General features: G+C 73.8%; 18 protein-coding genes and 5 tRNA genes. 11 read left to right on the top strand and 12 right to left on the bottom strand.

Going from position 1 to position 26,016, the window contains the following annotated elements:
- The first annotated feature begins 61 nt into the window (after positions 1-61).
- The 4 genes from SM573_RS01085 to SM573_RS01100 all read left to right on the top strand — a co-directional run bounded on the left by SM573_RS01085 (position 62) and on the right by SM573_RS01100 (position 6,438).
- Positions 62-2,467: a phosphoketolase family protein gene (locus tag SM573_RS01085; protein WP_474612262.1), complete on the top strand. Its 2,406-nt coding sequence runs from the start codon at positions 62-64 to the stop codon at positions 2,465-2,467.
- Complete coding sequence (locus SM573_RS01090; protein ID WP_474615212.1) at positions 2,464-3,354, top strand: universal stress protein; 891 nt, start codon at positions 2,464-2,466, stop codon at positions 3,352-3,354. Before SM573_RS01085 ends, SM573_RS01090 begins: the two co-directional genes overlap by 4 nt.
- 280 nt (positions 3,355-3,634) lie before the next feature.
- Positions 3,635-4,642, top strand: a complete 1,008-nt coding sequence (locus SM573_RS01095) for an Acg family FMN-binding oxidoreductase (protein ID WP_474615213.1) — start codon at positions 3,635-3,637, stop codon at positions 4,640-4,642.
- A 119-nt stretch (positions 4,643-4,761) separates the two neighbouring features.
- Entirely contained in the window at positions 4,762-6,438 is a 1,677-nt protein-coding gene (locus tag SM573_RS01100) for a sensor histidine kinase (protein ID WP_474612475.1), read from the top strand.
- An 85-nt stretch (positions 6,439-6,523) separates the two neighbouring features.
- On the opposite strand, the gene SM573_RS01105 is transcribed toward SM573_RS01100, so the two are convergent.
- Complete coding sequence (locus SM573_RS01105; protein ID WP_474615214.1) at positions 6,524-7,162, bottom strand: response regulator; 639 nt, start codon at positions 7,160-7,162, stop codon at positions 6,524-6,526.
- 322 nt (positions 7,163-7,484) lie between these two features.
- Here SM573_RS01105 and SM573_RS01110 point away from each other — a divergent pair, with 322 nt between their 5' ends.
- Positions 7,485-8,453 (top strand): Acg family FMN-binding oxidoreductase, encoded by a 969-nt coding sequence (locus SM573_RS01110; protein ID WP_474615215.1) that lies wholly within the window; start codon positions 7,485-7,487, stop codon positions 8,451-8,453.
- Positions 8,454-8,523: 70 nt separating this feature from the next.
- Here the strand turns inward: SM573_RS01110 and SM573_RS01115 are convergent, their stop codons facing one another.
- The gene (locus SM573_RS01115) at positions 8,524-9,528 is read right to left on the bottom strand and encodes an NAD-dependent epimerase/dehydratase family protein (RefSeq protein ID WP_474615216.1); all 1,005 of its coding nucleotides are present in this window, start codon (positions 9,526-9,528) and stop codon (positions 8,524-8,526) included.
- Between the two features lie 245 nt (positions 9,529-9,773).
- Here SM573_RS01115 and SM573_RS01120 point away from each other — a divergent pair, with 245 nt between their 5' ends.
- Together SM573_RS01120 and SM573_RS01125 are read left to right on the top strand one after the other, a co-directional pair.
- Entirely contained in the window at positions 9,774-11,342 is a 1,569-nt protein-coding gene (locus SM573_RS01120) for a hypothetical protein (protein WP_474612268.1), read from the top strand.
- A gap of 14 nt (positions 11,343-11,356) precedes the next feature.
- A complete protein-coding gene (locus SM573_RS01125) occupies positions 11,357-12,685 on the top strand; it encodes a hypothetical protein (protein WP_474615217.1) in 1,329 nt (442 codons plus the stop codon).
- Positions 12,686-12,818: 133 nt separating this feature from the next.
- Here SM573_RS01125 and SM573_RS01130 read toward each other — a convergent pair.
- Positions 12,819-12,893: transfer RNA gene (locus tag SM573_RS01130), tRNA-Val, on the bottom strand.
- A gap of 54 nt (positions 12,894-12,947) precedes the next feature.
- Positions 12,948-13,020: transfer RNA gene (locus SM573_RS01135), tRNA-Gly, on the bottom strand.
- A gap of 149 nt (positions 13,021-13,169) precedes the next feature.
- On the opposite strand from SM573_RS01135, the gene SM573_RS01140 reads away from it, so the two are divergent.
- Positions 13,170-13,439: a DUF6458 family protein gene (locus tag SM573_RS01140; protein ID WP_474612270.1), complete on the top strand. Its 270-nt coding sequence runs from the start codon at positions 13,170-13,172 to the stop codon at positions 13,437-13,439.
- A 123-nt stretch (positions 13,440-13,562) separates the two neighbouring features.
- Here the strand turns inward: SM573_RS01140 and SM573_RS01145 are convergent, their stop codons facing one another.
- The gene (locus SM573_RS01145) at positions 13,563-14,378 is read right to left on the bottom strand and encodes an isocitrate lyase/PEP mutase family protein (RefSeq protein WP_474615218.1); all 816 of its coding nucleotides are present in this window, start codon (positions 14,376-14,378) and stop codon (positions 13,563-13,565) included.
- Positions 14,379-14,450: 72 nt separating this feature from the next.
- Here SM573_RS01145 and SM573_RS01150 point away from each other — a divergent pair, with 72 nt between their 5' ends.
- Positions 14,451-15,422, top strand: a complete 972-nt coding sequence (locus tag SM573_RS01150; RefSeq protein ID WP_474615219.1) for an ArsR/SmtB family transcription factor — start codon at positions 14,451-14,453, stop codon at positions 15,420-15,422.
- 13 nt (positions 15,423-15,435) lie between these two features.
- On the opposite strand, the gene SM573_RS01155 is transcribed toward SM573_RS01150, so the two are convergent.
- The 7 genes from SM573_RS01155 to SM573_RS01185 all read right to left on the bottom strand — a co-directional run bounded on the left by SM573_RS01155 (position 15,436) and on the right by SM573_RS01185 (position 21,846).
- Positions 15,436-16,752, bottom strand: coding sequence for a TIGR04013 family B12-binding domain/radical SAM domain-containing protein (locus SM573_RS01155; protein WP_474615220.1), 1,317 nt, complete (start codon positions 16,750-16,752; stop codon positions 15,436-15,438).
- A 142-nt stretch (positions 16,753-16,894) separates the two neighbouring features.
- Positions 16,895-19,153 carry an esterase-like activity of phytase family protein gene (locus SM573_RS01160; RefSeq protein WP_474615221.1) on the bottom strand — a complete coding sequence of 753 codons (2,259 nt, stop codon included), beginning with the start codon at positions 19,151-19,153 and terminating at the stop codon, positions 16,895-16,897.
- A 239-nt stretch (positions 19,154-19,392) separates the two neighbouring features.
- Positions 19,393-20,028, bottom strand: coding sequence for a YceI family protein (locus tag SM573_RS01165; protein WP_474615222.1), 636 nt, complete (start codon positions 20,026-20,028; stop codon positions 19,393-19,395).
- Between the two features lie 499 nt (positions 20,029-20,527).
- Positions 20,528-21,469, bottom strand: a complete 942-nt coding sequence (locus SM573_RS01170) for a hypothetical protein (RefSeq protein ID WP_474615223.1) — start codon at positions 21,467-21,469, stop codon at positions 20,528-20,530.
- A 104-nt stretch (positions 21,470-21,573) separates the two neighbouring features.
- Positions 21,574-21,648 (bottom strand) — tRNA-Val (locus tag SM573_RS01175).
- Positions 21,649-21,668: 20 nt separating this feature from the next.
- A tRNA-Cys gene (locus SM573_RS01180) sits at positions 21,669-21,739 on the bottom strand.
- 34 nt (positions 21,740-21,773) lie between these two features.
- Positions 21,774-21,846 (bottom strand) — tRNA-Gly (locus SM573_RS01185).
- A 367-nt stretch (positions 21,847-22,213) separates the two neighbouring features.
- Here SM573_RS01185 and SM573_RS01190 point away from each other — a divergent pair.
- Together SM573_RS01190 and SM573_RS01195 are read left to right on the top strand one after the other, a co-directional pair.
- The gene (locus SM573_RS01190) at positions 22,214-22,816 is read left to right on the top strand and encodes a TetR/AcrR family transcriptional regulator (RefSeq protein WP_474615224.1); all 603 of its coding nucleotides are present in this window, start codon (positions 22,214-22,216) and stop codon (positions 22,814-22,816) included.
- Between the two features lie 247 nt (positions 22,817-23,063).
- The gene (locus SM573_RS01195; protein ID WP_474615225.1) at positions 23,064-25,994 is read left to right on the top strand and encodes a M36 family metallopeptidase; all 2,931 of its coding nucleotides are present in this window, start codon (positions 23,064-23,066) and stop codon (positions 25,992-25,994) included.
- The last annotated feature ends 22 nt before the right edge of the window (positions 25,995-26,016 follow it).

Here is a 26,016-nt window from a genome sequence, read left to right on the forward strand (position 1 = left end):
CGGCCGGAGGAATGGCGCTTCCGGATGCAGCACTCCCCGAACCGCGAGAGGCTCAGTCACCATGGACACCGCTCTCGACCTGCAGAGCCCCCTGACCGACGACGAGCTGCGCCGGCTGGACGCGTACTGGCGGGCGGCGAACTACCTCACCGTCGGGCAGATCTACCTGCTCGACAACAACCCCCTGCTCCGGCAGCCGCTGACTCCCGAGCACATCAAGCCGCGGCTCCTCGGCCACTGGGGCACCAGCCCGGGCCTCAACCTGCTCTACGCCCACCTGAACCGGGTCATCGTCGCCCGTGACCTGAACGCCATGTTCATCACCGGCCCGGGCCACGGCGGCCCCGCGATCGTGGCCAACTCCTGGCTGGAGGGCAGCTGGACCGACCGCTACCCCGGCGTGACGCGCGACGAGGTCGGCATGGCCCGGCTGTTCCGCCAGTTCTCGTTCCCCGGCGGTATCCCCAGCCACGTCGCCGCCGAGGTGCCGGGCTCGATCCACGAGGGCGGCGAGCTGGGGTACGCGCTCAGCCACGCGTACGGCGCCGCGTTCGACCACCCCGACCTGCTGGTCGCCTGCGTGATCGGCGACGGCGAGGCGGAGACCGGGCCGCTCGCCGGCAGCTGGCTCTCCAACGTCTTCCTGAACCCGGCCCGCGACGGCGCGGTCCTGCCGATCCTGCACCTCAACGGTTACAAGATCGCCAACCCGACCGTGCTCTCCCGGATCCCCGAGCAGGATCTGCTCGAACTGATGCGCGGCTACGGCCACGAGCCGTACGTGGTCGCGGGCGACGACCCGGCCCAGGTGCACCAGACGCTCGCCGCCACCCTCGACCGGGCGCTGGACGACATCGCCGACATCCAGCGCCGCGCCCGCTCCGGTGGCCCCGTCGAACGCCCCCGCTGGCCGATGATCATCCTGCGTACGCCGAAGGGCTGGACAGGGCCGCGGGAGGTCGACGGCGCCCCCGTCGAGGGCACGTTCCGCTCGCACCAGGTGCCGCTGTCCGAGGTGCGGAGCAATCCGGCGCACCTCGCCGAGCTGGAGCGCTGGTTGCGCAGCTACCGGCCGGAGGAGCTCTTCGACGCCACCGGCGCACCGGTCGCCGAGCTGGCCGCGTTCCCGCCCCACGGCGACCGGCGGATGAGCGCCAACCCGGTGACCAACGGCGGTTCGGTCCTGCGGGAACTCACCCTGCCCGACTTCCGCGAGTACGCCATCGACGTGCCGAGCCCCGGCGAGCCGATGGCCGGCGCCACCGGCGTGCTCGGCGACTGGATCCGCGACGTGATCGCGGCCAACCCGGAGACCTTCCGGCTCTTCGGGCCCGACGAGGTCGCCAGCAACCGGCTCGGCGCCGCCTTCGAGGTGACCGACCGGGCCTGGGTGGCCGGAACCGTGCCCGGCGACGACCACCTCTCCCCCGACGGCCGGGTGATGGAGGTGCTCTCCGAGCACCTGTGCCAGGGCTGGCTGGAGGGCTACCTGCTGACCGGCCGGCACGGGGTCTTCACCAGCTACGAGGCGTTCATCCACATCGTCGACTCGATGGTCAACCAGCACGCGAAGTGGCTGAAGGTGACCCGGGGCATCCCGTGGCGGCAGCCGCTGGCCTCGCTGAACTACCTGCTCTCCAGCCACGTGTGGCGGCAGGACCACAACGGCTTCTCGCACCAGGACCCGGGCTTCATCGACCACGTGGTGAACAAGAAGGCCGAGGTCGTCCGCGTCTACCTGCCGCCGGACGCCAACACGTTGCTCTCCACGATGGACCACTGCCTGCGTAGCCGGCACTACATCAACGTGGTGGTGGCCGGCAAGCAGCCGGCCCCGAACTGGCTCACCATGCCGGAGGCGATCCAGCACACCCGCCGCGGCGTGGGCATCTGGGAGTGGGCCAGCAGCGACGCCGGCAGCGAGCCGGACGTGGTGCTCGCCTGCTGCGGCGACGTGCCGACCCTGGAGGCGCTGGCCGCCGCCGACCTGCTCCGCCAGCACCTGCCGGACCTGAAGGTGCGCCTCGTCAACGTGGTCGACCTGATGCGCCTCCAGCCGCCCAGCGAGCACCCGCACGGCCTCTCCGACAGCGAGTTCGACACCATCTTCACCGCGGACCGGCCGATCATCTTCGCGTACCACGGCTACCCGTGGCTCATCCACCGCCTCACCTACCGCCGCACCAACCACGACAACCTGCACGTGCGCGGCTACAAGGAGGAGGGCACCACCACCACGCCGTTCGACATGGTGATGCTCAACGACCTGGACCGCTTCCACCTGGTCATCGACGTCATCGACCGGGTGCCCGGCCTGGCCGCCCGCGCCGCCCACCTGCGTCAGCAGATGGTCGACACCCGCCAGGAGTGCCGCGACTACACCCGCCGGCACGGTGAGGACGACCCCCGGGTGGCGGAGTGGCGCTGGGTGCGGTCGACCGACCCGGAGCTGCGGAGCGGCGCATGAGCGGCGAGCAGATCCTGGTCGGCTACGACGGGTCCCCCGACGCCACCGTGGCCCTGCGCTGGGCGCTGGACGAGGCCGGCCGCAGCGGCCGCTCGGTGCGGCTGGCGTACGTCTTCGAGTGGGTCACGGTGGTCGGCTGGCTCGGTCCCGGCGTGGCACCGGCCGTCTGGCCGGACGAGACCGCCCGGCACGAGGTCGAGGAGCTGGTCCGGCGGGCGGCGGCCGACGCCGCCGCCGCGCACCCGGACCTGGAGGTCAGTGGCGAGGTGCTGGACGGTCCACCCGCGCTGGTGCTCCAGGAGCGGTCGGCGGAGGCCGCCCTGCTGGTGCTCGGCAGCCGCGGTCACGGTGGGTTCGGCGGGTTGCTCGTCGGGTCGACGGCGGTCTCGGTGAGCGCGCACGCGCACTGCCCGGTGGTCGTGGTGCGCGCGCCGGGCGCGGACGCGCCGACCGGCCCGGAGGACGGCCCGGTCGTGGTCGGTGTCGACGGCTCCGAGCAGTCCCTGGTGGCGCTCGGTTTCGCGGTCGAGCGGGCGGCGCAGCGGCGGGTGCCGCTGCGGGTGCTGCGCGCCTGGTCCCCGCCGGGCGCGTGGCGGCCGGGCGCCGACGTCGCCGCCACGGACGCGGAGGAGACGGCGGCGGCGGAGCGGGCCGCCGCCGAGGAGTCGCTCGCGCCGTGGCGGCGCATCTTCCCGGAGCTGGCCGTCATCGTGGAGGTGACGGCCGGCAGCCCGGCGTCCGCGCTGGTCGAGGCGAGCGCCGGTGCGCAACTGGTGGCGGTCGGCACCCGGGGGCGTGGCGGGCTGCGGGGCATGCTGCTCGGCTCGGTGAGCCAGCAGCTCATCCAGCACGCGCGCTGCCCGGTCGCGATCGTCCGCGAGCGCTGACCCCGGGTCCTCCCGGAGGTGTGCGTCGGGATCCGGGCCGGTTCCCGGCGCAGACCTCCCGATCGACGCGCCAACCTCGGGCCGAAGGTCCCGGGTGGTGGGGACCTGCTTACCGTGCGGGGGCCCGCACGATGGCGCAGGATGGGTCAGACAGACCGGCCGGCCGACCCTCGGGCGTGGGCGGCGACGACCCTGCGGGCGACCACCTGGCCGACGCGGGCGGCGACGGCCTCGTAGCGAGCATCCGGCCGGGCACGGGCGCGGACGAAAGGTCGTGACGATGAGCCAGGAGAGCCGGGCGGACCGCCCCCTGACGACGGCGCTCGCGGAGGCCGCCGCCACCGCCGGTCACGCCCCCTCGCTGCACAACACGCAGCCGTGGCAGTGGCGGGTGCTGCCCGACGCGTTGGAGCTGCGGGCGGTCCGCAGCCGGCAGCTCGCGGCGAGCGACCCGGAGGGGCGGCTGCTCACGCTGAGCTGCGGCACCGCGCTGCACCACGCCCGGGTGGCGCTCTCCGCCGAGGGCTGGACGCCGGTGGTGGAGCGGCTGCCCGACCCCCGCGACCCGGAGCTGCTGGCCCGGCTGACCGGGCTGCGGCCCACCGAGCCCGACCCGGGGGCGATGCGGCTGGTGCAGTGCATGCAGGTCCGGCACACCGACCGCCGGCCGGTCAGCGAGGAGCCGGTGCCGGCCGAGGCGGTCAAGGAGATCACCGAGGTGGTCTCCGCCGAGGGGTGCCGGTTGCAAATCCTCGACGGCGACCAGGTGCTGGAGCTGGCGGCCGCCGCCGGGCACGCCGACACGGTCGAGGCCGAGGACCCGCAGCTCCGCGAGGAGCTGGCCTACTGGACCAGCCGGGCCGGCACCGGCACCGGACTGCCCGCCGAGGTGCTGCCCGAGGAGGCGCCCCGGACCACGGTGCCCGGCCGCGACTTCGGCCGGCCGGGCACCCTGCCGACCGGGCCGGGGCACGACCGCGCGGCCGTCTACGGCCTGCTCTACGGCGACGAGGACGAGCCGGACACCTGGCTGCACGCCGGCGAGGCGCTCTCCGCCGCCTGGCTGACCGCCACCCGTCTCGGTGTCTCCCTGGTGCCGCTGAGCGGGGCGGTGGAGGTCGAGGGCACCCGGCAGACCCTGCGCGGGCTGCTGGCCGGGCTCGGCCACCCGTACCTCGTGATGCGGTTGGGCATCGCGGACCCGGCGCACGCGGGGCCGCCGCACACCCCGCGGCTCGCCACCGAACAGGTCGTCGACACCTCCGCCGTGCGCGGGGACCTCACCTGAACGCCGCCCGGCCCGCCACGCCGGAGGTCGAGCCGTCCCGGTCCCGGCGATAGCATCGCCCGGTGGCGAGCAACGCTCCGCACCCCCGGCCCGAGGCCCGACCGACGCCGTCGCTCGGGCTGAGCCCGCTGTCCCGCGTGCGCCTCGACGAACTGCTCCAGGAGATGCTGGACCGGGTCGGCGAGGTGGTCACCAGCCGGGAGCGGCTACGCGCCCTCCTCGACGCGGTGGTCGGCATCGGCACCGACCTGGACCTGCGCAGCACCCTGCAACGGATCGTCCAGGCCGCCTGCGAGCTGGTCGGCGCCCGGTACGGCGCGCTGGGTGTGGTGGGCGCCGACCGGATGCTGCACGACTTCATCGTGCACGGCATCTCCCCCGAGGTGCACGCGCGGATCGGCGACCTGCCGCACGGGCGCGGCGTACTCGGCCTGCTGATCGACGAGCCCCGCCCGCTGCGCATGCCGGACATCACCCAGCACCCCCGGTCGTACGGCTTCCCGCCCAACCACCCGCCCATGCACAGCTTCCTGGGCGTGCCGGTACGCATCCGCGAGCGCGTCTTCGGCAACCTCTACCTGGCCGAGAAGCAGGGCGCCGCCGAGTTCACCGAGGACGACGAGGAGATCGTGGTCGCGCTCGCCGCGGCGGCCGGTGTGGCCATCGAGAACGCCCGCCTCTACGCGCTGGCGCACCGGCGGGAACGCTGGCTCGCCGCCACCGCCGAGATCACCTCGGTGCTGCTCGGCGAGGTCCGGCGCACCGACGCGCTGGCGCTGGTGGCCCGCCGCGCCCGCGAGGTGGCCGAGGCGCAGCTGGCCATGGTGCTGCTCTACGACCCCGACGCCGAGCTGTTCACCGTGGAGGTGGTCGACGGCGGCGACGAGCCGGCCCGCGCGCTGGTGGGCACCGCGCTGCCGGCGGCGGACACCAGCTTCGGCGCGGCGGTCTCCGCCGGCCGTCACGACCGGGTCGACGACCTCGGGCACGCCGCGCCCTGGCCGGCGCTGCTGCACACCGGCCCCGCCGTGATCGCGCCGCTGGCCACCGCGGACATCCTGCACGGCGTGCTGGTGATCGCCCGCGAGGTGGACGGCGGCGACGTCGCCACGGACGACGACGTCGCCCTGCTGAGCAGCTTCGCGGGCCAGGCCGCGCTGGCCATGGAGCGGGCCCGCGGCCAGGAGGAGCGGGAGCTGCTGGTGGTGCTGGAGGACCGCGAGCGCATCGCCCGCGACCTGCACGACGTGGTGATCCAGCGGCTCTTCGCCACCGGCCTGCAACTGCAGAGCGCGGCGCCCATGAGCACCCGGCCGGAGCTCGCGAAGCGGATCAACGCCGCGGTCGACGACCTGGACGCCACCATCAGGGACATCCGCCGCACCATCTTCGAGCTGCGCACCCCCATGACCGCCGCGCTGCGCACCGAGATCCGCGAGGCCGTCGAGGCGGCGGCCGAGTCACTCGGCTTCCGGCCCGGCCTCGCGCTGACCGGGCCCGTCGACAGCGCCGTCCCCGACGCGCTGCGCCCCGACCTCACGGCCGTGCTGCGCGAGGCCCTCTCCAACGCCGTACGCCACGCGCGGGCGCACCACGTGGCCGTCGCCGTCCGGGTCGAGGACGGCTGGGTGTCGGTCACCGTGACCGACGACGGGGTGGGCTGCGATCCGGCGGCGGCCCGGGGCGGCCTCGTCAACCTGCGCGAACGCGCCGAACAGCACGGCGGCGAGTTCGACCTGCGCCCGGCGCACCCGCGCGGCACCGAGTTGCGCTGGTCCGTCCCGCTGGGAGACTGACGGGCACCGGGCACCGGGCACCGGGCACGGCGGCCCGCGGCGGCCCGGGTGCGGGCCAGCCCGGGCTGGTGTGGCGGCGTGTCGGTCAGTGGCGCTGGCCGAGCAGGCGGGTGGCCAGGACGGCGGCCTGCGTACGGCGCTCCAGACCGAGCTTCGCGAGCACGCTGGAGACGTAGTTCTTCACCGTCTTCTCGGCGAGGAACATCCTGCCCGCGATCTCGCGGTTGGTGAGCCCCTCGGCCACGTACTCCAGGATCCGCCGCTCCTGGTCGGTGAGGGACGCGAGCTCCCGCGGCTGCTCCACGCCGCTGCGGATGCGCTCCAGCACGCGCGTGGTGATCGCCGGGTCGAGCAGCGACTGGCCGGCCGCGACCCGGCGCACCGCGTCGACCAGGTCGGTGCCGCGGATCTGCTTCAGCACGTAGCCGGCCGCGCCGGCCATGATCGCGGCGAACAACGCCTCGTCGTCCTCGTAGGAGGTGAGGATCAGGCCCTTGATGCCGGAGTCCACCGCGCGGACGTCCCGGCACACGTCGATGCCGTTGCCGTCGGGCAGCCGCGCGTCGAGGATCGCCACGTCCGGTCTCAGCGCCGGGATACGCCGGGTCGCCTCCGTCGCGGAGCCGGACTCGCCGACCACCTCGATGTCGCCGCTGCTGGTCAGCAGGTCGGCAAGGCCACGACGCACGACCTCGTGGTCGTCGAGCAGGAAAACCCGGATCATTCCTCGTTTCTACCCGCCGCCGGCCGCATCCCACACGGGCCGAAGGTCCCGACGTCGCCCCGGCGGAGATCGTCGGCCCCGACGAACCGGTCGGCGGCGGCCGGCCGGGCACCCCGTCGGAGGGCCAGCCCCGTCGGAGCGATGTGGCCCGTCGGCCGATGTGACCCGTCGGCCGGTGGGCCCGTCGGTCCCGGCGGGTCGGGACGTCCGGCCCTGATCAGGGCCGGTGCGGCCGGGCACGCTGGAGCCGTACCCCAGGGGCCCCGCCCCACGTCCCCGGCCCGGGCCGAACCAGCTCGACCAGTGGGGAAGGAGCACCGCCATGGAGACCGGCTACAGCGGCGCGCGGCTGCGCGCCGCCGCCACCGACGCCATCCGCGCACCGTCCCTGCACAACACCCAGCCGTGGCGGTTCCGGCTGCGCGACGGCGCGATCGAGGTGCTGGCCGATCCGGCGCGCCGGCTGCCGGCCACCGACCCGAGCGGCTGGGGCGTACGGATCGCCTGCGGGGCGGCGCTGTTCAACCTGCGGCTCGCCCTGGCCGTGGCCGGCGTGCCCGCCTCCGTACGGCTGCGCCCCGACCCGGCCGAGCCGGACCTGCTGGCCCGGCTGCGACCGGAGCGTCCGCGCCGACCCACTCCCGCCGAGCAGGCCCTCCACGCCGCCGTTCCCCGTCGGTTCAGCAACCGGGCCCCGTTCTGGCCGGACCCGGTCCCCGCCGACGCCCGCTGGCGCCTCGTCGAGGCGGCCCGGGCCGAGCGGTGCTGGCTGGACCTGCTCATCGGGGTGGGCGCCGTGGCCGCGTTCGGTGAGATCGCGCGCGGCGCCCACCGGCTGCTCGAACGCGACCCGAGCTACCGCGCGGAACGCGACGAGTGGATACGGACGGTCCCCGCGCCCGACGGTGTGCCGGCCACCTCCGGTGGCCCCCGTCAGGAGCCCCAGGACGTGCTCCCCACCCGGGACTTCGGCGGACGCGACCGGGCACCGGGACGCGACTTCGAGCCGGAACCGCTGGTGGCCGTGCTCGGCGCGGCCGGCAACACCTCGATCGACCAGGTCGTCGCGGGGCAGGCGCTGCAACGGGTGCTGCTGACCGCCGTGGACGCCGGGTTGAGCGTGTCGCTGCTCTCCCAGCCGATCGAGGTGCCGTCGGCCCGGGAGCGGCTGCGACTGTCGCTGGGCCGCTTCGGCGCCCCGCAGATGGTGCTGCGGATCGGGTACGGCCAACCCGGCTGGCCGACGCCCCGCCGACCGGTCGACGAGGTGCTCGACCTGCCCGGTTGCTGACCCGACCGCCCGACTGCCTCCGGCCGTGACCCGCCCCCGCGTGTCCGCCCGCGGGCCGGGCGGCCGGCCGTCACGCCGTCGGCGCGGTCGCCAGGAGGGCCGCCTCCCGGGCCGGATCCAGGCCCACCCGTGCCCGCGCCGGGCGGCCGGCGCGCGGCGGCACCCCGTCCACCTCGCGCAGCCACCGCCAGGTGTCGGCCACCGTTTCGGCCATCGGGCGGCAGGTCAGCCCCGCGGCGTACGCGCGCGCGACGTCGCGCTCCTGCAACCAGCGGTACTCGTGCCCGAGCGGCACCCAGACGGGCAGGTCGTTCCAGGGCACCACGCCCGCCGCGAGGATCGGCTCCGGCGGGAGCCAGCGCAGCCGTGCCTCGGCCCCGGTCGCGACGAGGCACGCCTCCAGCAGCTCGCCCATCGTGGCGTGGCCGGGCCGGCTCACCACGTTGTACGCACCCCCGAGCCCGCGCGCGCCCGCGTCGAGCAGCCAGGCGGCGAGGTCACGCACGTCGACGTACTGGAGGGGAAGGTCGACCGGGCCCGGGGCGAGCACGTCCCCGCCACGGGCGATCCGGGTGAGCCACCACGGCAACCGGCCGATGTCCTCACCGGGGCCGAGGATCAGCCCGGCGCGGGCGAGCAGCGCCCGGTCACCGAGAACCTCTCGGACCGCCCGTTCGGCGCCCGCCTTGTTGCGTGGGTACTCACCGTCGTCCGCGTCCGGCGCGGCCTCGACGACGGGCGCGTCCTCGGCCGAGCCCGGCTCGACCGGCTCGGCGTAGACCGAACCGCTGGAGACGTAGACGTACTGGCCGACCGCGCCGGCCAGGGCGCGGGCCGCGTCGAGGGCCGCGCGCGGTGCGCCGTCCCAGGTGTCCACCACCAGGTCCCACTCGCCGCCCGCGAGCGCGTCGAGGCCGCCGGGGGCCGTCCGGTCGCCCCGCAGCCGGTGTACGCCGTGCGGCGTCGCGCCGTGCAACCCCCGGTTGAACACCGTCACCGACCAGCCGCGGCGTACCGCCTCGGCCACCGTCGCTCCGCCGACGAATCCCGTACCGCCCAGCACCAGCAGTCTCATGCGCTCCACTGTGCCGTCCCGCTGGGCCCCGCCCACCCGCTGTTCACGCTGAGCGGATCTGCCCAGGGCAGAACGGCCACCGGCCGCTCCACCCCGTGGCCGGACCCACTATCGCGTAGCTGACTGTACGGCGTCGGTCGATCACGCGCCGCATACGCTGCGACCAGCCTGGGCGTCCCGATCAGGCAATTCCCACCACCAGCCCGATCCTGCCCCGTCGGGCTGCCCACGCGAATGAGGTTCGCATGAGCACACCCGTGTACGCCGCCGAGCCCCGCGGGGGCTGGCGGCGACGCCTGACGGGCATACCGGTCGTCCCGGTGCTCGTCAGCGCGATGCTGCCCGTCCTGGTGCTGAGCAGTCCGGCGGCGGCCGCAGATCTCAACATGACCGTCCGGGTGACCGTGGAGCGAGTCGAGGGCCACGACTTCGGCGAGGACCCCGACTTCTACAGCTACGTGGAGATCGCCGGTGAGTCGTTCAACAACGAGGACACCCCGGCGACCGACCCGTTCGAGGACAAGTACACGATCGAGCCGAACTGGGAGTTCTCCAAGCAGGTCCCCCTCTCCAGCGGCACCGTCCCCGTCTACCTGGAGATCCGGGACGAGGACGGCTTCCTGCGCTTCGACGACGACATCGCCGACCTCGACCCCGACGGCGACGACCCCGACGACCCGTCGGACAACGACGACGACACCGACCAGTCGCTCAGCTTCACGATCGACCTCAACGCCTGCACGGTGACCGGCGACCTGAGCGGCGGCTGCGGCGTCTTCACCAGCACCGGCACGCCGGACGAGTCGGCCTCCGTCCGCCTGCGGGTCGAGGTGACCGAACCCCCGGCCGCGCCGGGCATCCGCATCCGGTGCATGCACTCGCCGCTCTTCCCGAAGGTCGGTGACACCGTCACCATCACCGCCGAGTTCCTCGACGGCTCGCTCAACCCGACGCGGGCCGACACGCTGGAGATCTGGGTCAACGACCGCGCGGCCCCCGAGGTGACCGCCGGCAATTCGCTCACCCTGACCCACAGCCACACCATCACCGGCGGGGGCAGCTTCAGCTACGGCTGTCGGGGCATCGACGACAGCGTCCCCATCTTCACCGGATGGAGGTCGGTGGCGGCGACCGCCGGCGCCGGCGACGAGGTCCCCGTGCTCTACACCGGCAGCACCTACAGCCGCGTCGACTGGGTGTTCGTCGGCGACGCCGACGACTACAGCGGCGCCGCGGACCCGCAGTTCCAGGCCGACGTGCAACAGATCATCTACAACTCCTTCTACAGCTACGACCGCTTCCTCGTGCACCAGGACGCCATGAACTTCTGGCTCCAGGTCGGCACGGGTCAGGCCGAGGCGGCGGAGGACGGCTGCGACCACGAGGTACCGGACTCGAGCTGGGCCGACAGCGTGATGATCGTGCACGTCGACTCGTTCCGCGACTGCGCGATGGGTGGCTCCAACGTCTTCTCCGGCGAGAACACCAGCTTCAGCACCATCCGCCACGAGTCCGGGCACCGCCCGTTCGGCCTCGCCGACGAGTACTGCTGCGACGGCGGCTACTACCAGCAGGACGTCTACCCCAACGTCTACGAGGAACCCGAGGACTGCGCCGACGACGCCGCCGACCTCGGCCGGACCTCCGCGGACTGCCGCGAGTTCGAGGAGGAGATCGACAACTGGGACGACTTCGACTGGTCGGTCTCCGACCCGGCGTCGAACGACCTGATGGTGGACAACACGACCGCCCAGGCGGCGGACGTCAGACGCATCGAGTGGTACTTCGCCGAGTGCCGCGGCGCGAAGTGCTGAGGGGGATGAGGACGATGCGCAGGACAACGGATTCCCGCCGCCGCCTGGCGTGGTGGCTGCTGCCGGTCGCCGTCGGCGCGGCGCTGTGGGCCGGCGCCCCGGCCTTCTCCGAGCCGGGCAACGACCCGAGGGTCGAACCGATCCCGGACTTCGCCGCCGACGCGGCGGCGGACGAGGCCAAGTCGATCGTGGTACGGGTGTCGTTCAACGGCCGCGCCAACGCGACAGTCAGCGACATCGAGGTGGTCGACGAGCGGGCCCCCTCGCACCTGGGTGCGCCGCCCCTGGCCAAGGTGGACGTGCTCGGCGAGTCGGGCGACCTGATCGGGACGTTCAACGACTGGCACCCGATGTGGGAGCTGGGCGAGGACGCGGCCGGCGGGGAGACCCGCCGGCTCGACCCGCAGGCGTCGGGCCGCTGGATCGCCCCCTTCGACCGGGACGCGACGACCGTCGTGGTCACGGACATCGCCGCCGAGGACGAGATCGTACGGGCCGACCTCACCGAGGCGATCCACGAGTTCTGCGTGGCTCACCCGGACGACGAGGAGTGCCTCCGGGCGGACCTCGCGGTCGAGGCGGTCACCGTGTCCGCTGCCCCGCCGATCGGCCTGGTCGGGCAGGAGGCGACCATCGGCGTCACCACCGTGGTGACCAACAACGGCCCCGACGGGCCGGCGGACGCGGGGCTCACGACCACCGCGGCGGCCGGTGCGGGCGTCACCGTGACCCCCGCTTCGCAGACGGCCACACTGCCCGGCGTGGCGGTCGGCGCGGACGTCTCGGAGACCGACCAGTGGACCGTGCGGTGCGACGCGCCGGGCGCGCACACCGTCACCTTCACCTCGACGGTGGCGACGGTGCACGCGGCCGACGTCGACCTCGTGGCGGCGAACAACACCAGGTCCACGACGCACACCATCGACTGTGCGGTGCCCGTCACCGTCAACATCAAGCCCGGCGGCGACCCGAACACCATCAACCTGCGGGCCGGCGGTAACAACGCGCCCGTCGCCGTGCTCACGACGGCGGCCGGTGAGTACGGCAACCCGCTCGCCTTCGACGCCGGGAGCGTGATCGCGACGACGGCCCGGTTCGGGGACCGGGCGGTGGTCCTCGGTGGCGGCGGCGCCGCCGAGACGCACGACCGGCGGCACGACGAGCGCAGCTACGAGCTGGACGAGCGCACCCGCGACGCGGACCTCGACGCCGTGCTCCACTTCCGCGGCAGTGAGGGCGGTTTCGCCGCCGACGACACCGAGGGTTGCCTGATCGGCCGGTTCACCAGCCCGGCCGGCACCTTCACCTTCTTCGGCTGCGGGCCGGTGCGGATCATCCCCTGACGTCGCGCCGCCCACCGCGCCGTGGCCCTCCCCTCCGGGGGGGTCACGGCGTCGGCCGGAGCCCAGGCGAACAGGGAAGAGGTCGTCGGCGGGGAGCTACCGTGCCGGCGCGGGCTCGTCCTGCCGGCAGGTCTGGTGGGCGATACTGGGTTTGAACCAGTGACCTCTTCCGTGTCAAGGAAGCGCGCTCCCACTGCGCCAATCGCCCGTGGTGACCGCCCGCGGCCCGGCGAGAACCGGGCGACCCTCAGGCGGATCCGCGAGCGGACGACGGGACTCGAACCCGCGACCCTCACCTTGGCAAGGTGATGCGCTACCAACTGCGCTACGTCCGCGTGCCGCCGGCGAGCGCCGGCGACGAGCAGACTCTACCCGATCCCAAGATCGCCCGACGCGGGGGCCGGGCCCTCAGGGTTGCGCTGCTCAGCCGCGGGGTACAGAAGCTCCTCGACAGCGCACCACATCCCCGGAGAAGGAGGCTGTCGTGGGTATCGGAACGAGCATCTTCCTGATCGCGGTGGGCGCGATCCTCACCTTCGCGCTCGACGCGAACCTCGGCGGAATCGACCTCGATGTCGTCGGCTGGATCCTGATGGCGGCCGGCGTGCTCGGCCTCATCATGACGACACTCATCTGGGGCCGCCGCCGCACCGGCGTGGTCTCCGCCGACGAGCCGGTGGAGTACCGCCGGGTCGAGGAGCCCGTGCAGTACCGCCGGGTCGAGGAGCGGCGGGACGTCGCCCCGCCGCTGTGACACCGGCGACCACCCCCACCGCCTCGTCGCCGCTCCGGCTCCGCCCACAGAGCTGAACGGCGGAGCCGGAGCGCGGGCCGGCCACTCCGACCGGAGCCGGCCGGCCCGCGCCGCCGTGTCCGGTCAGCGCATCAGCGCGTTCAAGGCGCCGTAGTCGATGGCGTCCGTCAGCGCCCCGTAGGTGCCGCTGCCCAACGCCTCGTCGGCCGCCCGACGGGCCACCGCGTACGCCGCCTCGGCCACCGACGAGCCGAGGCTCACCCGGGCCACCCCGACCGCCGCCAACTCGGACACCGTCGGGGCGCCCGGCCCCGCCAGGACGTTCAGCGGCGCCGGCACGGCCTCCACCAGCGCCCCGACGGTCGCGGGGTCGACGACCCCGGGCACGAAGATGCCGTCCGCGCCGGCCGCCAGGTACTCCCGGGCCCGCGCCACCGTCTCGTCGTGACCGCCGGCGCCCCGGAGGAAGGTGTCGATCCGGGCGTTGACGTACAGCGGGACCCCGGCCGCCTCGGCGGCGGCGCGGACCGCGGCGATCCGGGCGCACTGGTCGGCGACGTCGCGCAGCGGCGACCCCTCGTCGTGCCGGGCGTCCTCGACGTTCACGCCGACGGCCCCCGCGGCGATGACCGCCCGCACCGTCTCGCCGACCTCGGCCGGCGTCGCCCCGAACCCGGACTCGATGTCCGCGGTGACCGGCAGCGACACCGCGGCGGCGATGCGACGGACGAGATCGACGGCCGCGTCGCGGCCCAGGGCGTCCCCGTCCGGGACGCCGAGGCTCCACGCGACGCCGGCGCTGGTGGTGGCCACGGCGCGGGCGCCCGCGGCGGCCACGATCCGCGCGCTGGCGGCGTCCCAGGCGTTCACGAGGACCAGCGGCGACCCCGGGACGTGCAGGGATCGGAACAGTTCAGCTCGGGTGTGGTGTTCGCTCACGGGGCAAGTGTCGGCCCCGCCCCGACCTGCGGCGTACTGTTTCAGTCCCAGCTGAATCCACCGGAGGTGTGCGTGGTCGCCATCGGCCTGTCGGCGGGTGCCGTCGCCCGCATCCGGTTCGCCGTCTCCTGCCTCTGGGAGGTCGCCGCCAGCATCCGGGTGCTGCGTGACCCGGGCGACCACGCCGTCCACCTGCCGTGGGCCCGCCGGGTCCGGCCGCGGCTGACCGAGGCCGGATTCGAGGACGGGCTGCTCTGGCACCTCGTGCCGCCGCCCCCCGGTTACCTGCCCGACTTCCTCACCCCGCCGCCCGCCGGCCTCAACCCGGACCTCGCCGCCGAACTGGCCGCCCTGCGCGCCACCGGCGCCGACACCGTCCGCGCGCACCTGGACCTGTATCCCGCCGCGCGCGGCCCCGCCCTCACCGCCCTCTACGACGACCCGGACGCGGGACTGCGCCGGCTGACCGACGAGATCGAGGCGTACTGGCGGATCGCCCTCGCGTCGGACTGGCCTCGGATCCGGCTGCTGCTCGACGCCGACGTCGCCGCCCGCGCCCGCCGGCTGGCCGAGGACGGGGCCGCCGGGCTCCTCAACGACCTGCACGAACAGGTCCGCTGGGAGGACGACACCCTGCTCGTCGCGCAGCGGCACTGCCTGGCCGCGGACGTCCCGGACGGCCCGGGGCTCGTGCTCATCCCGTCGGTGTTCGTCTGGCCGTCGGTGCTCAGCGTCTCCGCCGGTGACGCCCCGCAGCTCGCCTACCCGGCCCGCGGGCTCGGGGCGCTCTGGGAGCGCCCGGCCGGCGTACCGGACGCGCTGGCCGCCGTCATCGGCCGCGGCCGGGCACGGCTGCTGACCGAGCTGACCGCACCGCTGAGCACCACCGAACTCGCCCAGCGCACCGGGATGTCCGCGAGCGGGGTGTCCCAGCACCTCACCGCGCTGCGGGCAGCCGGGCTCGTGGTGACCCACCGGCGCGGCCGGATGCTGCTCAGCGCCCGCACCGACGTGGCCGAGGCGCTGCTCACCGCCGCCGGTTGACGCGCCGGGGCGCTCAGCGCTCGGTGACGGGCAGGATCGTGCGGCTGCGGCCCGGCCGGGGGTACGCCTCGGCCGCGGCGGCCAGCCGTGCCGCGTGGTCCCGCTGCCTCTGCCAGTGCCCGTAGAGCGCGCCGCGCCGCGACAGTCGGTCCACCTCGCTGATCGTCTCCGGGGCGACGTCCCCGGGCGGGGCGTCCCGCCACGGGGTGCCCGGCAGCGGCATGAAGGTGTGCGCGTGGATCCGGGCGCCGAGATCGGCGAGTTCACGGGCCAGGCCCAGGGAGGCGTCCACGTCCGCCTGGTCCTCCCCCGGCATACCGAAGATCATGTCGACGTTGATCCGGAAGCCCTCCTCGACACCGAGGCGGACCGCGCGCTTCACCTCCTCGACGCCGTGCCCCCGCTTGGCCGCGCCGAGCACCCGGTCCGAGCCGGACTGGGCACCCACGATGATGTTGTTGTTGGCGCAGTACCGCCTGACCAGCCGCAGCGCCTCCCGCGAGACGTGCTCGGGCCGGATCTCGCTGGGGAACGAGCCGAAGAAGACCCGGCCGTCCGGGCCGATCCCCTCGCGGCACGAGGCCAGCAGCTCCTCCACCGCGTCGAGGTTCGGCTCGTCGTTCTCGCTGCCGTACGACAGGGCGGTCGGCGTGATGAAACGGACGTCGCGCAGGCCGCGCCGCCGCATGGCGTCGACGTGCCACCGGACGTTCGCCACGCTGCGGTGGCGGAACTTGGCGGAGAACATGAACGGGGTCTGGCAGAACCGGCAGGAGAACACGCAGCCACGGGTGATCTCCAACGCGTTGAACCGGTCCCACCGCAGCGAGAAGCCGCGGAAGTCGTCCAACGGCCGGCGCTGCGGGCGGCCCGTCCGCACGACGCCGCCGCCCGGGTCCCGGTAGGCGAGGCCCGGGATGCCGGTCGGATCACCGGCCGCGTCCACGAGACGGAGCAGCGTCGTCTCGCCCTCCCCCACGGCGGCCACGTCCCAGCCCGCGTCCAGGGTCTGCACCGGCTCGGCGGTCGCGTGCACGCCACCGGCGACGTGCGTGACGTTCGGGGCGTCGACCAGGGCCCGGATGCGTGCCAGCTCCCCGGCGAGCGCCTCCGCGTCGGGCGAGTAGAACGACCACAGCACCAGCACCCGTGCCGCCGACCCGTCGAGGGCCGCCCGGATGTGCGCCGCGGTGGCCTCCGGCGTCTCACCGAACCGGACCTCGTACCGGGTGCGGGTCTCGTGCTGTTCGAGGGCGCCGAGCAGGACGTGGAAGCCGTACGTCACCGCCTTGCGGTAGCGCAGCACCAGGACGAGGTCGGCAGCGGGCATGGCGGCGATTGTGCCAGCCACCGCCGCGAACGGCGGGGCAGCACCCGCCGGCCGCGCCGTGACCGACGGGCCGGTGCGGCGGCGCCGAACACCGCGACGGCCCCCGGCACACCGGGTGCCGGGGGCCGTCCGTGCGCGCGGGCTACCGCAGACCGGGCACGTCGATGACGATCAGCTCGGTGTCGTCGGCGCGCCCCGGGATGCGTCCGTCGTTGCCGGGGAAGTTGTTGTCGTTGGCCACGAGCACCCGGTCACCCCCGAGCGGGAGCACCGACTCGACCGACTGGAGCGGGAACGAGAAGAGCGGGCCGACACCGTACTCGCCCGGCCGGGCCGGGGTGGAGACGCCCTTCGGGTCGGCGACCCGCATGAGGTCCACCGCCGTGCGCCGCTTCAGGTAGCCGTCCTCGCCCACCTCGTCGAGGTCGGTGACGACCAGCCGCTTGACCAGCGACTGCCGGCCCATGCCGTTGTCCCGCTCGATGAGCAGCAGCCGCCGCCCGTCGAGCACCGCCGCGTCGCCGACCAGCAGGGACGGGTCGTCGACCCGGAACGACCAGGTGCGGCCGGTGTAGCGGTTGCGGCGGACGTCGAACTCGTAGACGACCCGGCGACGCTGGTCGGGGTCGTTGACGCGGGCGCCCTCCAGGATCGGGTAGAGCGTCCAGCCGTCCTCGCTGACCGCCATCGCCTCGAAGCCGTTGCTGGCGCGCAGGGTCGGCGTCTCGCCCGGGGCCAGGTCGGGCGACTGCGGGGACTTCGTGCCGTCCGGCAGCGGGATCGGCGCCTGGAGCACCTTGCCGGTGCGGTCGGTGCGCACCAGGTACGGCCCGAACTCGTCGCCGACCCACAGGTCACCGCGCGCGTCCCGGGCCAGCGACTCGATGTCGAAGTCGGCGCCGGTCAGCAGCCGCTCCCGGGTGTCGCCGTTCACGATGGGGAACGGCACCTTGCGGTCGGGGTCGCGGAAGCTGAGGTGCCCGTGGACGGTCACCCCGTGGCTGCCGTACCGCGGCTCGATGTCGTACGCCCGCAGCAGGAAGTCGGCCGAGTTGTTCTTCGCGCCGAAGCCGTTGTCCGGCATGGCGAGCAGCCGGCGCCCGGACCGGTCGCCCGCCGTCGCGGGGATCACCGCGGAGAAGCCGGGGATCGGCTGCCCGGGAAACGGCGGGGCGATGCCGTTCACCGGCGTCGGTGCGAGCTGCGTGCCGGAGACCGGACCGGGCTGGTACGCGGTCGCCGACAGCAGCGCACGGCTCCGCAACGTCACCTCGGGGCGCAGCGTCACCGACAGCGCGTACACCCGGGTGGTCTGGGTGGCGCCGCCGTTGTCGTCGGAGACGAGGTACAGCTCGCGACGGCCGCCGGGCAGCGGCCCGCCGAGCGCGGCGCCCTCGATGTTGTCGAGCAGCGGGTTGGGCTGCGGCTGCTTCGCGGTCGCGCCGGACGGCGGGCAGTCGGCGACGTCGACCAGCAGCTCCTTGCCGAGCCACGAGCGCGGGTCGGTGACCGTCGACAGCGACGGCACGGCGGAGACGTCCGGGGCGCCGGTCGCGGAGACCCGGTACACCCGGACGGTGTTGCCGACGCCGGCCGTGAAGCCGCGCTCGACCGCGAGCAGCTGGTCGTCCCCGAGCGCCACCAGCTCGGCCAGGCCGAGACCCGCGTCGGTGCGGTAGGCGTACTGCGCGGTCGGCCGGTAGGCGCCGCCCTCGCGGCCGTCGTACCGCAGGATCCGCTGCAGGCCCCGGCCCTGCGCGTCGATGCCGTCCCCGGAGAGCGGCCCCTCCATGCCGGCGTAGAGCACCCGGTGGTCGGCAGTGCTGGTCAGCGCCTCGAAGGTCTGGTTGGCGGCGGCCTCGCCGGCCGGGGCGACCTGGAACCGGGCCGGCACGGGCAGCGACCCGACCTCCCGGCCGTCGGCGAGCCGGAACCGCCGGATGGACGGTTCCCGCTCGGAGCTGGCGAGCACGGTCTTGCCGCCCCGCTCGGCGACCAGGCCCTCGCCGTCGAAGTCCGCGCCCGTGTACGGCGTGCCGTCCGGCCGGGTGAGCACGGTGACGTCCCGGACGTCGACGTCGACGCCCCGCCGGCCGGTGTCCAGGCCCAGTTCGTAGACGCGGGCGGGCGTGGTGCCGATGTTGTCCACCAGCGCCAGGGCACGCCCGGGGCGGCTCACCGCGAGGGCGGAGAGACCGGCGACGGCGGTGCCGCGGAACGTGGTCTTGTCGAGGTCGTCGGAGAAGCCGAGCAGCGACGCGTCCGGGCCGCAGCTCGCCCCGGCGGCGGGGCCACCGCGTTCGGCGGCGGTCGGGGCGGCGGACGCCGGCGCCGCGGCGATCAGCGACGCCGCGGCGGCCACCGACGCCACGGCTCTCGCCCGTATCGAAGTGGTACGCACTGTGCCTCCATCAACTGTCGGCGTTGCTCAACACCGGTCGCCGATGGAAACGGTCACCACGTGCCGCGGCGAGAAGCCCGGCGGAATGCCGCGTGAACAGCCGATGAGGGATGCCCCGGCACCGAGCAATTGCCACACTTGAGACGGCCCCGCCGAGGCGTCCGGCTGCTGCACGGCGGGCTGCCCGAGCCGCACGATCCTGCCGGCGCTCGGGGCGCGGGGGCGCGAAGCGCTCCGGCTCAGGGCTGGCGGATCGCCTCACCCGCGATCTCGATGCGGACGGTCCTGCCGACCAGCACGCCGCCGCCCTCCAGGGCGACGTTCCACAACAGGCCGTAGTCCTCGCGCTCGATCTCGGCGGTCGCGGTGAACCCGAAGATGTCCTGGCCGTACGGGTCGCGCCGGGCGCCGCCGAACTCCACCTGGAGGTCGACCGGCCGGGTGACGTCCTTGATCGTCAACTCGCCGTTGAGCACGAACCGCCCGGGGGTACGGGCCGGTGGCTGCGGCGCCTCGCCCCCGCCACGGCGCCCGAGCCGGTTGCTGCCGCGCAGTCGCGCCCAGAAGAAGATGGGATCCGCCTCGTTCTGCGGTACGACGCCGGTGCTGCGGTACTCGAGCCGGGGGTAGCGCTCCACGTCCAGGAAGTCGGGGCTCTTCAGGTGTACGTCCCGCTCGTCGTGCCCGGTGACGATGCTCGCCGTGCCGATGGTCGCCACCACGGACGAGCGCAGCGGATCCTCGTCGACCGTGATCTGCGCACTCGCCTCGGTGAACTCACCCCGCACCGGGCTCACCATCATGTGCCGGCCGACGAAACCGATCCGCTTGTGCGCCTGGTCGAGCAGATAGGTGCCGGCGGCCGGGATCGCCATGCCATCCCACATCCGAGTGGCGGGACCCGTCATCGTCGCTTGCCTTTCCCTGACTTCTCGGACGCGCAAGGGTGCCTCACCGGCAATCGCCGCCACGGCTGCGGCACCTGCGCCGCACGCCAGGGTAATGCGTGTCGTACTCGCCTTCTCCACCATTTCAGCGAGGCCGGTAAATGGCCCTACCCGAGCGCCCCGGCGCCTCCGGATTCGCGCTGCCGTACGACGCCGGCGGTGAATTCCCTGCCAGTAAAGGGATCCCGGTCCGCGCCGGTCGCGACGACGGGACGGACAGGCATCGACCCTGGTGACGGCCGAGCCGAACACGACGATCGGGGAACGTGAAGAAAATCACGGGCAAAGTGACGGGTCGAATTGAATTCCGTCTAGCGATCGGCGAAATGACGTCCCGGAGAAATGGTGCTGAGGCCACCTTTCCGGCATGCCGGCACCGACCGCGTCACCGTCACCCGCGCCGCCGAGGGGTGGCGGAAGGCTCGGATCAGAACTTCGGAATCACCGCGGCGACCATCGTGGCGAGCAGCGGACCGACGATCACGAGACCGGACTGCAACTCGCTGAGGGAGGTGCGGTTGACGCCGAGGATCTCCTCCAGCTTCGTCCGGTCCTCCGCGGCGGCGATCAGGTCCGCCTTCGCCACGTGCGCGATGTCCGAGAACTCGTCCACGTACACCTGGCAGCGCCGGCGCAGCAGGGAGGCGGTGGGCACGTGCATCAGCGCGATGAGGATCGAGCCGGCGGTGCCGATGACGAACGCCGTCGACTGGGGGATCTTCTCGGCGCTGCCCCAGCCGACGGCGGCGGCGCCGACCAGCACCATCATCAGCAGCAGGGAGCCCATCATCTGCAGGACCCGGGCCAGGATCCGGCGCAGCCGCAGCAACGAGGCCAACTGCTCGCCGGGAGTGCCGGTGAGGCCCCGCATCGACACGATCCGCAGACCCGCGAGCGTCGCCCCGGCCGGCAACGCGCCGAGGACGACCAGCGACACGAACGCCAGCGACCGCCAGGTGAGGCCACTGCCCAGGAGAGCGTGCGCGGTGACGACGGCACCGGCCACCAGGGCGAGGAAGGCCACCACCGACGGGACGACCCGTCGCACCGGCACCTGCTGGATCTGTTGCAGGTCGTGCCACCGGGCGACGCCCGAGCCGATCGTCGACCCGCTGAGCGCGCCGAGCACACCGGCGACGGACGCCCACAGCAGCCACTGGTCGTGGAACTCGGGCACCGTACGGTCCGGGTTGGTGAAGGCCACCCCGACCGCGGTCGCCGCCCCCATGATCATCGTCAGCGACCGCACCACCCGCGGCCAGCCGACCAGGCCCAGTGGGCGCGGCGTCGTCGCCCGGGGAAGGGCGGCGGTCACGTCGTGCGCGGCAGCGTGCGTCGGCGCCCCGAGTGGCGCCTCCAAGGCGGTCATGGCAGGGACTCTAAAGGATCTTCCCTGTTCCGAGGTGACCGTCGAGCTGGCCGTGGGTAGCAGAACGGCTCGCTACCGGATCACCGGTAACGAGCCGTCCTGTCTGGTGGGCGATACTGGGTTTGAACCAGTGACCTCTTCCGTGTCAAGGAAGCGCGCTCCCACTGCGCCAATCGCCCGAGTCTGTGTTGCCTTGCCGAGGTGGGGACGGGATTTGAACCCGCGTACACGGCTTTGCAGGCCGTTGCCTCGCCTCTCGGCCACCCCACCGAGGTTGCCCCCGTCATGCGTGGCGGCAGCTCCGAGCGGACGACGGGACTCGAACCCGCGACCCTCACCTTGGCAAGGTGATGCGCTACCAACTGCGCTACGTCCGCATGTCACCGGCGTTCCCCGGTGACGGATGAGAACTCTAGCCGAGCCGGCGAACGGTTGCCAACTCGGGGTGCCCGCTCGGCGCGTCCGCGTCCCGTTCGACCGGTTCCGGTCCCGGCAGCCGTGACCGTACCGCGCGTCGGGCCACCTCGTCTCGGGCTTCCTAGGAGACTGGACCGAAGCCGTCCGGCACCGTCGCCGGCACCGTGGAGGAACCGTGGACGAGCGATCCCCCGATCCGGCCCACCCGCCCCTGCCCAACGAGCCGCCCCCGGTGCGGCAAGTGTCCGGCTTCCGACATGTCGCCGGCCACCCTCAACGCGTGACGGTAACTGCCCGTGTTCGTACCGATGGGTTACGGTAACGATCGTGATGAGACGTGCGGCCGAGATCCGCCTGGATGCCCTGCTGCGCACAGCCTGCGAGGTGATCGCCGAACGCGGTCTGGCGAACACCCGGACCGCCGACGTGGCGCAGGCCGCCGGGGTGAGCCAGGCCCTGGTCTTCTACCACTTCGCCACCAAGGAACGGCTGCTCGCCCAGGCCTTCGAATACGCGGTCGAGCAGGATCTGGCCCGGCTGGACGCGGTGGTCCGCTCCCCCGCCCCGCCCCTGACCAAGCTGCGCCGGCTGCTGAAGCTCTACACGCCGGCCGGGCGCCCCACCTCGTGGTCGATGTGGATCGACGGCTGGTCGGAGTCGCTGCGTACGCCCGAACTGGAGCGGGTCTCCCGCCGCCTCGACCTGCGCTGGCGGGAGGACCTCGCGGCGGTCATCGCCGACGGCGTGCGCGACGGCACCTTCGAGTGCGCGGACCCGGCCGGGGCCGCCTGGCGGATCAGCGCGGTCATGGACGGCCTGGCGGTGCAGCTGGCCGTGCACGACCGGGTGATCTCCCGGCGGCAGTTCACCGAATGGGTGCGCCTCGTCACCGCCCGCGAGCTGGGGCTGGACCCGGCCGAGCTGGACTGAGCCCGGTCGACCGGGCTCATCCGCCTCCTCGCCACCCGACCGCCGGGACCGTCGTCCGCCGGCGGTCGCCTTCTCCGCGCCGGCCGCGCGGGCACGGCGGGCACCGCACCGTCGTGGGCTGAAAGGACCGACACGCGATCTCGGGCCTTGCTGGCGGGCACTACTCCTGGTATTCACAGATTCGCATGCGTCACACGCTGCGCGGGTCGACGCCGTGTCGCCCAGCCCGCTCCCACGAGGAGGTTCCGTGCCGCACCCGAAGTGGTCACCCCCGATGAGCCGGCGGCGACGCCGGCTCATCCCCGTCCTGGCGGCGACCGCGGTGGTCGCCGCGCTGCTGCCCACCGGCACCAGCACCGCCGCACCGTCCGGTGGGGCCGCCGCGGAGCGCCGCTCCGGTCCCTTCGCCGAGGGGCAGCACGAGCACGCCGACGTCGACAACCGCCTCGGCAGCGCGGCGCCCGACGCCCGGCAGCGCGGGCTCGCCCGCAAGGCCGACCCGGGCGTGCGGTGGAACAAGCTGGGCACCCCGCACGCGCTCGGCCCGGGCGCCGCCCCGCTCGCCACCGGGCTGCCCGCCGACCCGGAGGCCGCGGCGCGCACCTACCTCACCGAGAACCTGGACCTCTTCGGGTTGGACGCCGCGGCGGTCGCCGGCATGGAGCGTGTGCTGGTCCGGCCGATCGGCAGCGGCGCCGTGGTCACCCTCCGGCAGCGCTTCGGCGACCTGCCGGCCGGCCACGACGGCCTGGTCACCCTGGCGGTCAGCCAAGGCAAGATCCTCTCGGTCAGCTCCTCGCTGTCCCGGGAGGCCACCGCGCCGGCCCCGGCCACCCTGACCGCCGAGCAGGCGTACGCGGCTGCGCTCGCCGACGCCGGGCTGGACGCCGCCGCGGTGGCCAGCCACGAGGTGCGCCCGGTCGCCGTGCCCACCCCGCTGGAGGGGCCGCGCAGCGCCTACGAGGTGACGCTCATCGGCTCGGACACCGACCACCCGGCGGCGTTCACCACCTACATCGACGGCATCACCGGGAAGGTGCTGGTCCGCGAGGACCTCGTCGACTTCGATTCGGACAACCCGACCTGGGCGGTCTTCCCCGCCACCCCACCGCGCGACCTCGGCCCCGGGCAGGATCCGCGGGTCCGCTGGTGCGGTGACCCGTCGCCGGGCTGCAAGGCGTCGTTCCACGACCCGGCCACCGGCAACGCGTGGGATGTCGACGCCACCACCGGCACGCCGACGTTCACCTCGCGCGGCAACTCGGCGAACACCGTGGTCTCCTGGGGCGCCGGCAACCCGATGGTGCCGGCCACGACCAGCCCCGAGCGGCGGTACGAGTACCCGTTCACCGACCAGTGGCACCAGGCGAAGTGCAACCCGGAGGTGTTCACGTCGGCCCAGCGCAACGACGCGGACGCGGCGATCGCCAACCTCTTCGCGATGCACAACCGGATGCACGACTGGGCCTACCACCTGGGCTTCACCGAGTCGTCGTGGAACCTCCAGGCGGTCAACCTGACCCCGGACGGCCTGGGCGGTGACGCGGAGCAGGGTCGGGCCCAGCAGGGCGCGCTGAGCGGCAACCGCAACAACGCCAACCAGGGCACGCCGCGCGACGGCCTGCCGCCGACCACCAACATGTACCTGTGGCAGCCGCAGGCCGGCGGCCCGTACCCGCCGTGCGTCGACGGGGACTACGACATGACGGTGATCGGCCACGAGTACACCCACGCGATCAGCAACCGGATGATCGCCGGCCCCGACAGTGGGATCGGTGGCCACCAGGGCGGGTCGATGGGCGAGTCGTGGAGCGACCTGCTCGCCGCCGAGTACCTCTTCCAGCACAACCTGCGGGCCCCGGGCGAGACGCCGTTCATCACCGGCGGGTACGTCACGGGCAACCTGGTCAGCGGCATCCGCAACCACGACTTCAGCCGCAGCCCGCTGAACTACTCGGACGTCGGCTACAACACGGGCGGTCCGGCGGTGCACGCCGACGGTGAGATCTGGAGCGCGACCAACTTCCGGGTCCGCCAGGCGATGGTCAAGCGGTACGGGCTCGGCACGCCGCGGCTGCAGCTCGCCTGCGCCGAGGGCAAGGTGCCCGTGGACCGGTGCCCGGGCAACCGGCGCTGGTCGCAGCTGGTCTTCGACTCGTTCCTGCTCCAGGCCGCGAGCCAGGTGAGCATGCTCGACATGCGCGACAACATGCTCACCGCCGACCTGCTCCGCTTCGGCGGGGCGAACCAGAAGCTCATCTGGACCGAGTTCGCGCGCTCCGGGATGGGCCGGGACGCCGTCACGAACGGCGCCTCGGACACCGACCCGACCCCGAGCTTCGCCTCCCCGAACGGCGGGAACGCGACGTTCACCCTGCGCCCGCGTGGGGAGAGCGCCGACGCGCCGATCCGGCTCTACGTCGGGGCGTACGAGGCACGGGCGACGCCGGTGGCGGACACCGACCCGGCGACCCCGCTGTCGGACACGGTGGAGCTGGTCGCCGGCACGTACGACCTGATCGCGGTGGCGCCCGGCTTCGGGCACCAGCGGATGCGGGTGACCGCCAAGGCCGGGCACAAGGGTCACCTCGACCTGAAGCTCGAGCGCAACCTCGCCTCCACGGCGTCCGGCGCCGTCGTGAGCGGCGACGGCGTCAACCTCGACCGGATCGCCGACGACACCGAGGCGACGAACTGGGCGTCCCTCGACGGGGTGGCCGGCAAGCAGGTCACCGTGGCGCTGCCCGGCGACCGGCCGCACCTGGTGAAGCGGGTGAACGTCTCCGCGATGCTGCGTCCGGCGATCAGCGGGGACGCCGACGCCGGCAGCCAGAACGCGCTGAGCGCCCTGCGCTCGTTCGCGGTGTCGGCGTGCAACGCGAAGAAGGCCGACTGCACGGACCCGGCCAACTTCACGCGCGTCTACACGAGCAGGAGCGACGCCTTCCCAGGCGGGGCGTACCGGGCGTACACCCGGGACATCAACCTGCGGGAGTTCCGGGTGCACACCACGCTCGCCACCCACCTCAGGCTTGAGGTCCTGGCGAGCCAGTGCACGGGCGGCCCGGCGTACGCCGGTGAGCAGGACGCCGACCCGGCGACCACGACCGACTGCGCGACCGCCAGCCCGGCGCGCGACCAGGTCCGCATCGCCGAGTTCCAGGCGTTCTCGAAGTGACCGCTGCCGGGGCCGGCGCCAC

The organism is Micromonospora xinjiangensis, from assembly GCF_056150165.1.